Origin of the sequence: Citrobacter sp. 21OH12SH02A-Citro (genome assembly GCF_027919895.1) — a bacterium.
Classification (GTDB): domain Bacteria; phylum Pseudomonadota; class Gammaproteobacteria; order Enterobacterales; family Enterobacteriaceae; genus Citrobacter; species Citrobacter braakii.
In genome coordinates this window covers 1,967,881-1,977,978 of the sequence record NZ_CP114801.1, presented here as the reverse complement: position 1 = coordinate 1,977,978, position 10,098 = coordinate 1,967,881, and the positions used below count along the sequence as shown (strand labels likewise).

The following is a 10,098-nucleotide window of genomic DNA, read 5'->3' as shown; positions in this document are numbered from 1 at the left end:
GGGCATTAAAAAACCCGCCGAAGCGGGTTAAATTATCGATATGGGAATTCACATATCGCCTGTATGGTAGCCAAAACCGGAAACGATGCTTATACCTAACTCACGTCCCGCTCAGTCCACGGCAGAAGTTATTTCATGATGCAACGAGCGTTCCTGCCAGACAATCCAGGCAACCGCTGCCTCCCATGATATATATCCGTTATCGCCATTTGTCGCCCGGCGGAGATCAACTGCATCGCCAAACCTTTCAATGATGAATTTTTCAAATTCTGTGCGTTTTTCTTCGTCGTGCGTTGAATCCATGTTCTCCCCAGCGGCATTCTGATCATCGCTCTGATTGCATAAAAAATAGCATACCCGTTAGGGTGTGGAAAACCCACTCTGGCGGGTTACACTGAACATGACAGATGGGTTAACTATCTCTGCTAAAGCGACTGTATCCCACATCATAAGAAAGCCACGGTGTCGCACTTCCGGCAGGTGTCGCAACGCGTATTCCTGGAGGCGCATTATCGAAAGACACGTTAAGTTCGCTACGCTGCGTCTGTGGGGATTGCGCCCGGTCCATAACCGCTCCTGGCCGCAGCAGCGGAACGGTGGGTTGGTAGTTATCCCTTGTGGTCTGACCGGCAAACATTTCTCTTTGCTGCCTGTTGTTATACCAGCCGCCTGAATTCCAGCGATTCTTCAGGGAATCCCAGAATGAGTCGGTATGATCGGCCTCTTTTGCCGCATCGGCGATTTCCTTGAGTTTCTCAAACATATAAATGGCAACCGCAATCTGAACTGTCGTGGCGCCCAGCATGGCGATTTTCCCAAGAACACCTGATAACTGACTGGCAAGAGCAAAGGCTGTACGCAGTGAACCGATGGTTTTCACTGTAAATGCACCGGTCATGTACATCCCAACACCACCCAGTACGGTTTCCCATCCCCCCATTGCCTGCGCAACACTATCCACCTCCTGCCAGACCTCTTTAATCACCGGTGCAACATCATCCCAGTTATTAATGATCAGCATGGCGCCGGATGCCAGTACAGCAATCGCCAGTTTCGCGGGCGAAAGATTGATAACACTATTCAGTATCCGGAAGGCACGCGACAGAACGCCAACGGCACTGCCGGCTACCAGGAGTACTGCGGCGAATTTCGCGACTGACTTCACCATCTCAGGATTTTCCCTGACCAGGTCGCGGACATGATCCAGTAATGGCATCACGTCCTCTGCGGCTTCATTAATAACCGGAAGGAAGGTATCCCCCAGTGTGACAGAAATGGCGTTAACACTGTTTCTCAGCAGGGTTAACTGGTTTTCAGTGGTAGCCGCACGAGAAGCATATTCCTTTTGCATCGAGCCACCGTACTGCTGGGCGTCTGCCACTCGCTCAAAGTTGATACGCAGCAGGTCCATATTGGTGAGAAGCGGTGCTATCGCACCAGCAGACTCACTGCCAAACAACATATTCATTGCCGCAGCCTGCTTTTCTTTCGGGATTTTTGATATCCCGTCAAGCACCTTCAGCATCGTGCCTTTCGAATCTTTCTGCATATCTGCAGCCAGCTTTTTCGGGTCAATCTTCAGCGCAGCAAGAACCGTCCTCTGCGCTTTGGTTGCCGCGCCGCCTGACGTTAAGGCTTTCATGAAGTTTTTGATGCCCGTTGCAGCAATTTCTGGCTCCACACCCATACCGGCAATCGTTGCACCTAATGCTGCAATTTCCCCCGAAGCAACTCCCGCAATCTCACCAAGAGGTCCAATTCGGGTCACAATCTCTGATATTTTTCCGGCATTTGCTGGCCCGGTATTCCCCAGATAGTTAATTTTATCAGCCAGAACAACCACATCATCCTGGGTCAGTTTAAACGCCGTTCGCCACTGCGCCATCATCTGACCAGACTCTTCAGCGGTGGTGTCAAACGCCACGCCCATTTTTACCGCGTCGCTGGCAAACTGCATTAGATCGCTTCGCGCGATGCCCGCCTGACCACCTGCCGCGACGATCTCTGCAATCCCTTCCGCTGCCATCGGTAACTGAGTGGAGAGCGTCAGGATATCATCGCTCATTGCGGCAAATGCGTTCCTGTCGTCCAGACCGTCAACAACCTTGCGGATGTCAGCCATCTTCGACTCAAAACCCATCGCCGCAGTAACAGGCATAGCCAGCGCACCGAGAATGGCCGCCCCGGCAGCGGTAGCGCCCACTGACAGTCCGGCCATTTCCTTCTGAAATCCCTTTAACTTTTTCTGCATTCCCTTCATTGGCCCAGACAACCGGTCAACGGCGGTAATAATCGCTTTTAGTTGAAAGTCATCAGCCATGTTTTATTTCCTCGTTGATGCGAACAGCCTCTGACTCCAGCGTCAGGAACTCAGAAATCGCCGTCCGCCGGAGATCAAGAGGGTTTATTCGCCAGAAGTAAGCGGTGTTGTAGAAGCGTTGTCGGAGGTTTGCTCCGTCCCCGATCGGGTAAAAAAATTCAGGATCAACATGCAGGCTTTAAAAATATCAAGCTTAGCCATCTGCGCTGCAGAAGAACGGGGGATCCCGGCAAGTAAAGGGATGTATTTCAGCGAAACAGCGCTGTCCAGTCTGACACCACCATCCGCAGATACTGTAAACGGAAATCCCACGCCCTCTATTTCGTCATATGTGGGTTCCCGTAACTCCAGTACATGGAGATCTTCACCATGAGCTTTAACCGGTTTGCTGAGTTTGAGTTCTTTCATTACTGGTAATCCCCTTCTTCACCGTGGAATTCAAGATCCGCCGTACCTTCTTCGGCGTTGTGGTTTGCTTCACCGTGCAGCCAGGCTGACGACAGGACATAAACCTGACCGTTTGCCAGTTCGGCTGTAATGGTCATCTGGTCTGAGGTAGTGACCTTGTTGACCGGAAAATCTTTCGGCACTTTAAAGGTGCCTTTGATATAGGGCGCGCGGTGCGTTTCTTTACGATCCACCGAGCCATCAAGGCCAATGACATCATCATTGACCTTCGTGTTCATCGGCACCTCAATACCGCCGGTCATGGATAATTGCTGACCATCAATTTTGAAATAACAGGTACCTGCAATGCGCGCCATTATGCGGACTCCTCTTGATACTGAAGGCGGAACTGGTTAACGACCGCAAACACTCGCAGCTGGTTAACATAGTCAGGCGGGAACAGAGTGTTGATACGGTTTGGGTTTGTCGCGTCGCGTTCAACCTTCAGGTATTGCTTGAACAGGTCGTAATTTTCAACGATCCCGGCGCGCTCCATCTGTCGGTAAGTCGCCAGCAGTTCCCCTTTGATAACAGCCGGGGTAACAATCGCCTGACCAGGACCGAAGCGCGTACCGTCGTTCGCCAGTTTATGACGGCCATATTTGCTGGTAATAACCGATTTCAGACGGCGCAGGACATAAGCGCTGGTATGCAGAGTCTCGCTGTCGAGATAGCTGTTATCGGCAACACCATAGGCGTTTTTCTTGTACGTTGTAACGTCGCGCTGAATGCGCAGCGTGCCGCTTTCAACGTATGACGTTGCAATCCCATGCGACAGCAGAGACTGCTGTTCGGTCATCGTGAAGCGCTTCCCTTTTGGTGCCGGTAGCATATCCACGAGTTCACCTGTCTGGGTTGGTCGCGCCGGATCGTTACGGATAAAGACCGCATTACGTGCGGTGCGACTGGCTGCCAGTTCATCTGCCGGGGTCTGAGTTTCTTTCTCGTACCCGGCCAGGGTGATGTGCTGTTGGTTAAGCTGATCACCTGCGGCAACCAGATCAGAAAGCGTTCCGAGTTTTGCGGTATAAACGTGGCCATAAAGCTGGCGCGCATAGCTCCAGCGACCGCTGGTATCGTTCATTTCGCTGACAAATGCATTCACCGAAGCCAAATCGCTGAACGGATGACCAATATAATCAAACGGCTCATCGGCCATGGCGGCAATAGCACCGTTGAGTACCGGAGCCCCCGTTCCGGCAGTGCCTGCAGCGACGGCTACAGCTATGCCTGCGGGCAAAACTTCCCCGCCACCGTACCCGTAATAATTCAGAACCACGGGGATGTCATTCCCGCTCAGACCTTTGTGACGCGCTGTCAGAGTGACCACGCCAGCAGCAGACGAAGCGATAACCGGCAATGTCGGATCAGCATTGATTGCATCTTTAATGCCCGATGCCACAGCCTCAACATCATCACCGCTTACAACTGCTGCCTGAATACGAGTACGCCCGACATAAACATTCACCGTGCCGCTCTCAGTTGCTGCGCCAGTTACGGTCAGGATATACGTGGCCGCCACTCCTTCCGCTGGCTCAGGAACAGCAATGATGTAAAGCTCACCAAAAGGATCGGTTTTGCGATACGCAGCAACCATGCGTGCAAGCTGACTGCCGGTACCACAAATCTGTTTCGCATAATCAGCGGAGGGCATCAGTACCAGCGAATCAGGCTCAATTGCCGCACCGGTGTTTGCGTGCCCCAGCAGCAACGACGGCGCTGACTCCTGACTTGTATTTGCCGCCGAATTATCCATCTCAGCATAAAACAGTGGCACCAGCGTATTTGCCGGGATAGTGCTGAAACTAACGGTCATTGGTTTCCACCTTTTTTTGTTTAACTTTGTTCACGCGCCTGATATCGCCAGCGGCTTCCCGGCGCAGCCAGTAGCTGCTTTCTTCAACATTTCGCCCTTCAACAGGCAAAAGGTCGCCTCGGGCTGGGTCAGGTACTGACCGCCCTTTTTGGGGTTTTACAAACATGGTTTTCCTCAGGAGGGAAGAGTTATCTCTGTGTGATGCTCGGGCTCCCCATCGGGGCCATGTCCCGGATCGATAAAATCAACATCAATCGCCAGCGTTTTAAAATCAGCCAGATCGTTCAGTTCATCCTGCTGGCGGGTGTCATCTTCTGACAGCTCATTCAATACAGTGAAGTCGAACTGGTAGCTCAGTTCATGCCGGTTCACATCGAGAAGCGTACCCCCGGCATAGGTGATCGGGTTTCCGCACTCTTCAGGATTCCAGCCCAGAAGCGCTTTAAACAGTGACTGTCGCACATCGTGAACAACATCATATGAGGCAAACTGACCACGCTCATCCCGGCCATTGCTGACAAACACAATGACGGAAAACCCTTCAGTTAAATCCTGCCAGTAGTCAGTCTGGCTCTTCTGTTCCCCTGGCGAATCATCTCCGGGAACAACATAAGCCGCCGGCAGTTTCATCTTTCCGACTTCCGGCAAGTCCTTAAACTGCGCAGCACCCGCTACACGATTCTGGAATTCCGGGCAACGCGCCCGAAGTGCTGCAATAATCGGGACCAGTTTCATCAGCGTCGTTTCTCCGGTTTGAGTGAGAGCCGCAATTCACGCGCAAGGTAATAGCGCGTCCACGGGTTGTTTTTGTTGAGTGTCTCAACCATAAAATTATTACGCGGAGCCATGCGCCAGCCGCTACCACCAGAAGCGCCGCGATGATGACTGCGGCGGCGCTTAGCGCCCCCACGGACGCCGTAAAACAGGAATGCCGGATAGAAATCGCCCTTAATCAGCCGGTTTCCGTGTCCGTTCCGCTGGTTTGGTGCAATTTTAGTCATAAAGCCAGGACGCTTCTTACTGGCCTTTGGCACCATATAACCAATGGATTTTGCCAGCCGCCCCGTCTGATATCCGGGGTTTTCCCCGGGCTCAGAGCGACCGCGCCGCATGACCAGACGGCGTGCATCGCGCATATGACGCTGACCAATAGTGATAAATGCCCGCCGGACACGCGAGCGGTTAAAGCGCATTTCGTTCGGCTGCTGAAAATCAACGTGAAAAAAGGGTCCCGCCACTGGAATTTCCCCCGGTATTTTCTGTAAATGAACCCAGTTCGGTGCACTCAAGAAGCAGAAACCGCCGTTTACTGTTTAGATCACGAACACGTTTAACGCGGTACACTTCATCCCCCTTCGCCACTTCAAAATCGCTGGTAATTCCGCGGCGCCAGCGAATGGTGATGTAATGCGTGATCACGTTATCGGTCTGAGCCGTTTCCTGGTATGTCGTCGCGCTGGTTTGAACCACCTTTGCCCAGGCGTTGAATGAAACCGGGTATTCAGGTTCAGTTCCGAAATCATCTGAGGGGACATCGACTCGTTTACGGATCAACACCCGTTTATCCAGTTCACCCGGGTCCGGCAGCATATAAGTCGCACTGGTCTGTGCCTGACGTAGTTTCATTGTGAATAAAACCTGTAAGGAGTCGCGATCCATTTATACGCGAGTGGAGTATCCAGCATCTCAACTTCAGACACTGCAGAGCGATTCTCATAAAAATGAGTCACCAGCATAAGCATCGCAAGACGGAGATCGTCTGGAACGACAAGGCCGTCTATATCTGTTTCAGGAACGCTTTCCCCCTTTCTATATAGCCGCCGATTAAGAAAGGTACTCGTTCTGGCTTCTGCTGCCGCACCCAGAGCATTAAGCAGCGTATCTTCTGAGTCATCATCTTCTTCAAGCTTGAGCTGCCGCTTGATTTCTTCAGTAGACAAAATCATAGGCGTACCTGTAAAAAACCCGCCTAAGCGGGTTGTTTTTTGGCTTTTTTATCAGTTTTTTCGGGCTCCGGTTGTTCCGAGACAATCTCCCGTTCATTCTCGGTGTCAACACCAAGAATCCCAAGTTGAGCGGCAATCTCAATTGCACGGGAAGGCAATTCTTCGTACTCACCAGCCTGGATAGTTTCTACGCGACAACCATCAGGCGACCACTTAAGGCTTTGTTTCAATACAGGCATGCTTCACCTCATAAAATAGGGACCTTAGCCCCAGGCAGTTATGGAGCTACTGGCGCACCAATTTGCAGGAGTTTGATTGCCTGAGAATCAGCAAGCATGCCACCAGTACGTTTAGTGGTATAAAAACCCACGTATGGCTTGTTGGTATACGGATCACGCAAAATACGGGTGCCAATACGGTCAACAATGGTGTAGCCACGTTTGAAGTTACCAAACGCAATTGCCTTAGCATCTGCCGCAATGTCTGGCATCTGTTCATTTTCTGAAATACCGTATCCCAGCAAGGTAGACGGCTGATTCAGCTCCAGTCCAGGACGCCACAGGTAGTTACCTTCGGCATCTTTCAGGATGCGAATTTTGAACAGGCTGTTGTTGTTCATCATGAACTTAGCGCCGTTACGATGTGTTTTGCGCAGGGTATAGACCAGTTTAATGATAGAATCAGCAGTCACTGCAGCAGCCGAGCCGGACAGAATATGCTGCAGCGTACCAAATGCTCGTGTCTTGTCATCATCCAGACTGGACGCATAAGCCAGGAAACCTTTCGGCTTCTTGGTGCCATTCCCGCTGGTAAATGCAATCTCTTCCTGTTCGGCAAACTCAATTGCCAGCTCGCTATTAATCCAGTCTTCAGCGTTGAAAAACACATCATCCAGCATTTTTTGCGTGGCCTGCGGGTTGCCGTAAATCTCCCCCATAAAGGGTTCGATTAGTTTGAGTTTCGATGCGTCAGTCGCAGGACGGGCGTCTGTTTCACCAACCCAACCAGAAGCAGTACCGCCAACATTCACTAACTTTTTATAATCGGAGCCGCCAATAGTGATTACAGTAGCTTCCTGACGCATCACTACCTCATCTTTAAGTAGGGTGAGGATATTGCGGTCAAGCTCTTCAGGAACGGCATAACCACCGTCTTCATCAGTTCCAATCTGCAGCGCCTTACGCTCCAGATCGCGCAGTCCGTCATCATCCCCCTTGCGCATAAATTGCATGAAGGCCGTTTTGTGTTCAGTTGCAGCTTTAGATTGCTGTTGCGGACCGCCAGGACGCTTAACCGCCGCAAGTTCTGTTTCGAGGTCTGATTTGAGGCTTTCCAGCTCGGAGAGTTTCCCGTTAAGGGTCTCAACCTGCCCTGCCAGTTTGCCTTTTTCAGACTCAAGCGCGTCAATACGCTTATCGTTTTTCGATTTGAAGTCATCGAACTTCGACTGCAGTTCCTGCGCGACCTGTTCTACATCTTTGATATCGACTGCCATAAGCATTTTCTCCTGATTAAAAATTGATGTTTTTAAGTGCATTCAGTGCAGAGTCCACGTCATCAGCGTCGCGCAGATTAAGTGTGCTATACCCCCCAGCCATGAATGCTTTGGCCTGGGTTCTTGAGAGCCCTACATCGCGCAGGACTCTTTCGATACTTTTCTGAGAAGGCATTTCGCCGCGAGCAAACGCACTTTTCACATCACTAATTCGTGCCTCATCATTCGACGGGAACGTCACAGGACTCACCTCCCAGAGGTCGATTTCTTTGAGAAGAAATACCTCTTTGGTTCGGTCGTGCTCCCAGTCCTTCAGCATATAGCCAATAGAAAGGCCGGTTAAAGAACCGGCCTTCATGTGAGCATGTGCGCGCTTTGCCAGAGGATCGTCGTCAATGAGAAGTCGCCCCTTCACATACAACCCGACATCATCCTCTTTCATATCGGTATAGATACCGATCGGCTCATCCATCCGATGCTGCCAGAGCATGGCAGGAAGAGATTTCTTCTCACGCCATGCCTCTAGAGACTTGCTGAACGCGCCGGGAACAACCACATCGTCGTAGCTATCCTTCACCCCAAACACAGAGCCATAGCCTTCAAACTCTCCGTTATCGCTGACGGATTTCAGTTTCAGCGGAATGTCCAACCGCTGTTTAGTCATCGGCATCTTGTCGTTCCTCCGTTTTGGCTTGCTTACTTCCGTCAGATGGTTTCGTTGTCATGTTCATTGGTGTTAGATAAACATCGCCACCAGGGCGGGGATTGCGATCCTCAAGTTCAAGGCAGTCATTCGGTGAATACATGCCCCAGTTGATTGCAGTCGCATAGGCATCAAACCGTGACTTCATATCGCCACGAAGTAACGCACCAACATTAAACTTCGCGTAGTACGTTCCCTGCTTTGAATCACGAATGAGTCCGACATTAATACGCTGCTCAATGCGGGTCAGGTAGGGAACCAGTGAATAGTTTATGAACCCCATCCCCAGCTCTTCGATATTGCTGAATGTTGCGCGGTCAGTGTTCTGGACCATATGCATTGGCACCCGAAACAACCGACAAATCTCCTCAAGCTGAAATTTGCGCGTTTCCAGAAACTGGCTGTCTTCGGCGCTAAGAGCCATAGATTTCCAGTCAAGGCCCATTTCAAGAATCATTGGTCGGTGAGCGTTACCCAGCCCTTGGTGCTTTTCTTCAAAATCAGCCTTCAGACGGGCATAAGCGGCATCACTTAATTCACTATCAGTACGTAGCACCCCAGATGTAACAGCACCATTGCTGAACAACCTTGCACCATGTTCCTCAGTTGCAAGACCAAGCGAGATAGCCTCTCTTGCATAGGCTATAGGGTTCAACCCCACCAACCCATCCAACGTAAGTATACGAATGTGCCAGATATCATCCTGACCCAGCACATCCGTCGAACCATCAGGAAAAGTCACCTGGTAAACAGGCTCCCAATTGCTATTAAGCTTTGGCTGAACGCATCCAGGATCAAGCGGGAGAAGTTCAACGACCTCACCTAACGCCTTAACTTTATAAGCGTAAAAATTTCCACGAAGACACAGGCAAACAACAATTAACTCCCAGAACTCCTGGGGGGTCATGTAACCGTTGGGCTTTAAAGAGACCAACTTCTGGAGGCGCTCTCCCGTGGCCTTTTCCTTACCTTTACCTGCCGTTTTAAAGATATTGCAGGGAAGCATGCCTATGGATTCAGCCAATACACGCACGCAACCAAATACCGCAGTTAGCCGCATAGCTCGCTGGCTGCTTACTCGCTTCCCTGTATAAGTGTCATATGACAGCCCGACCTCCTGCGCCAGATCGGCCGCGGTGTATACTGGCTGACTACTTTTTGAAAACATACCGGGGAAGAACATCAGTCACCTCCCGATTGTTTCTCTGATGTGGAGGATATAAATTTTGCCACCATCCATGACCAGGCCAGACACAGTAGACCTCCGGCAATATAGCCTGCAGGGGGATAAATCATCCACGCCCCAAATGAGAGCAACAGTGCCCCCAGCACTCCGACCAATGGAGTGAGTATTGTCAGGATCATAAACGC

At 51.1% G+C, this 10,098-nt stretch carries 15 protein-coding genes; all 15 read right to left on the bottom strand.

Annotation, left to right across the window (positions count from 1 at the left end):
• Positions 1-111: 111 nt before the first annotated feature.
• The 15 genes from O6D90_RS09555 to O6D90_RS09485 all read right to left on the bottom strand — a co-directional run bounded on the left by O6D90_RS09555 (position 112) and on the right by O6D90_RS09485 (position 10,092).
• Positions 112-303 carry a hypothetical protein gene (locus tag O6D90_RS09555; RefSeq protein WP_086550238.1) on the bottom strand — a complete coding sequence of 64 codons (192 nt, stop codon included), beginning with the start codon at positions 301-303 and terminating at the stop codon, positions 112-114.
• Positions 304-412: 109 nt separating this feature from the next.
• Positions 413-2,320 (bottom strand): phage tail tape measure protein, encoded by a 1,908-nt coding sequence (locus O6D90_RS09550; RefSeq protein WP_088583003.1) that lies wholly within the window; start codon positions 2,318-2,320, stop codon positions 413-415.
• Positions 2,321-2,404: 84 nt separating this feature from the next.
• The gene (locus O6D90_RS09545) at positions 2,405-2,728 is read right to left on the bottom strand and encodes a phage tail assembly protein (RefSeq protein WP_086550240.1); all 324 of its coding nucleotides are present in this window, start codon (positions 2,726-2,728) and stop codon (positions 2,405-2,407) included.
• The gene (locus O6D90_RS09540; protein WP_088583004.1) at positions 2,728-3,084 is read right to left on the bottom strand and encodes a phage tail tube protein; all 357 of its coding nucleotides are present in this window, start codon (positions 3,082-3,084) and stop codon (positions 2,728-2,730) included. Before O6D90_RS09540 ends, O6D90_RS09545 begins: the two co-directional genes overlap by 1 nt.
• Positions 3,084-4,583 (bottom strand): phage tail sheath subtilisin-like domain-containing protein, encoded by a 1,500-nt coding sequence (locus O6D90_RS09535; protein ID WP_088583005.1) that lies wholly within the window; start codon positions 4,581-4,583, stop codon positions 3,084-3,086. The genes O6D90_RS09540 and O6D90_RS09535 overlap by 1 nt, the downstream gene beginning before the upstream one ends.
• Positions 4,573-4,749 carry a DUF2635 domain-containing protein gene (locus tag O6D90_RS09530; RefSeq protein ID WP_088583006.1) on the bottom strand — a complete coding sequence of 59 codons (177 nt, stop codon included), beginning with the start codon at positions 4,747-4,749 and terminating at the stop codon, positions 4,573-4,575. Before O6D90_RS09530 ends, O6D90_RS09535 begins: the two co-directional genes overlap by 11 nt.
• 8 nt (positions 4,750-4,757) lie before the next feature.
• Entirely contained in the window at positions 4,758-5,318 is a 561-nt protein-coding gene (locus O6D90_RS09525; RefSeq protein ID WP_088583007.1) for a phage tail terminator protein, read from the bottom strand.
• The gene (locus O6D90_RS09520) at positions 5,318-5,821 is read right to left on the bottom strand and encodes a hypothetical protein (protein WP_088583008.1); all 504 of its coding nucleotides are present in this window, start codon (positions 5,819-5,821) and stop codon (positions 5,318-5,320) included. Before O6D90_RS09520 ends, O6D90_RS09525 begins: the two co-directional genes overlap by 1 nt.
• Positions 5,796-6,209 carry a phage head closure protein gene (locus O6D90_RS09515; RefSeq protein WP_088583009.1) on the bottom strand — a complete coding sequence of 138 codons (414 nt, stop codon included), beginning with the start codon at positions 6,207-6,209 and terminating at the stop codon, positions 5,796-5,798. The genes O6D90_RS09520 and O6D90_RS09515 overlap by 26 nt, the downstream gene beginning before the upstream one ends.
• Entirely contained in the window at positions 6,206-6,529 is a 324-nt protein-coding gene (locus O6D90_RS09510) for a head-tail connector protein (protein ID WP_088583010.1), read from the bottom strand. Before O6D90_RS09510 ends, O6D90_RS09515 begins: the two co-directional genes overlap by 4 nt.
• Before the next feature lie 23 nt (positions 6,530-6,552).
• On the bottom strand, positions 6,553-6,768 hold the full coding sequence (locus tag O6D90_RS09505) for a hypothetical protein (protein WP_088583011.1): 216 nt from the start codon (positions 6,766-6,768) through the stop codon (positions 6,553-6,555).
• A 38-nt stretch (positions 6,769-6,806) separates the two neighbouring features.
• The gene (locus tag O6D90_RS09500) at positions 6,807-8,024 is read right to left on the bottom strand and encodes a phage major capsid protein (protein WP_088583012.1); all 1,218 of its coding nucleotides are present in this window, start codon (positions 8,022-8,024) and stop codon (positions 6,807-6,809) included.
• A 16-nt stretch (positions 8,025-8,040) separates the two neighbouring features.
• A complete protein-coding gene (locus O6D90_RS09495) occupies positions 8,041-8,694 on the bottom strand; it encodes an HK97 family phage prohead protease (protein ID WP_088583013.1) in 654 nt (217 codons plus the stop codon).
• Positions 8,681-9,910 carry a phage portal protein gene (locus O6D90_RS09490; RefSeq protein WP_088583014.1) on the bottom strand — a complete coding sequence of 410 codons (1,230 nt, stop codon included), beginning with the start codon at positions 9,908-9,910 and terminating at the stop codon, positions 8,681-8,683. Before O6D90_RS09490 ends, O6D90_RS09495 begins: the two co-directional genes overlap by 14 nt.
• Positions 9,910-10,092 (bottom strand): hypothetical protein, encoded by a 183-nt coding sequence (locus O6D90_RS09485; RefSeq protein ID WP_088583015.1) that lies wholly within the window; start codon positions 10,090-10,092, stop codon positions 9,910-9,912. Before O6D90_RS09485 ends, O6D90_RS09490 begins: the two co-directional genes overlap by 1 nt.
• Positions 10,093-10,098 lie beyond the last annotated feature (6 nt).

Coding starts and splice junctions, on each gene's coding strand:
- O6D90_RS09510 (WP_088583010.1), bottom strand. CDS start 6,529: ATGATTTTGTCTACTGAAGAAATCAAGCGGCAGCTCAAGCTTGAAGAA.
- O6D90_RS09500 (WP_088583012.1), bottom strand. CDS start 8,024: ATGGCAGTCGATATCAAAGATGTAGAACAGGTCGCGCAGGAACTGCAG.
- O6D90_RS09545 (WP_086550240.1), bottom strand. CDS start 2,728: ATGAAAGAACTCAAACTCAGCAAACCGGTTAAAGCTCATGGTGAAGAT.
- O6D90_RS09485 (WP_088583015.1), bottom strand. CDS start 10,092: ATGATCCTGACAATACTCACTCCATTGGTCGGAGTGCTGGGGGCACTG.
- O6D90_RS09515 (WP_088583009.1), bottom strand. CDS start 6,209: ATGAAACTACGTCAGGCACAGACCAGTGCGACTTATATGCTGCCGGAC.
- O6D90_RS09540 (WP_088583004.1), bottom strand. CDS start 3,084: ATGGCGCGCATTGCAGGTACCTGTTATTTCAAAATTGATGGTCAGCAA.
- O6D90_RS09490 (WP_088583014.1), bottom strand. CDS start 9,910: ATGTTCTTCCCCGGTATGTTTTCAAAAAGTAGTCAGCCAGTATACACC.
- O6D90_RS09550 (WP_088583003.1), bottom strand. CDS start 2,320: ATGGCTGATGACTTTCAACTAAAAGCGATTATTACCGCCGTTGACCGG.
- O6D90_RS09555 (WP_086550238.1), bottom strand. CDS start 303: ATGGATTCAACGCACGACGAAGAAAAACGCACAGAATTTGAAAAATTC.
- O6D90_RS09505 (WP_088583011.1), bottom strand. CDS start 6,768: ATGCCTGTATTGAAACAAAGCCTTAAGTGGTCGCCTGATGGTTGTCGC.
- O6D90_RS09535 (WP_088583005.1), bottom strand. CDS start 4,583: ATGACCGTTAGTTTCAGCACTATCCCGGCAAATACGCTGGTGCCACTG.
- O6D90_RS09530 (WP_088583006.1), bottom strand. CDS start 4,749: ATGTTTGTAAAACCCCAAAAAGGGCGGTCAGTACCTGACCCAGCCCGA.
- O6D90_RS09525 (WP_088583007.1), bottom strand. CDS start 5,318: ATGAAACTGGTCCCGATTATTGCAGCACTTCGGGCGCGTTGCCCGGAA.
- O6D90_RS09495 (WP_088583013.1), bottom strand. CDS start 8,694: ATGCCGATGACTAAACAGCGGTTGGACATTCCGCTGAAACTGAAATCC.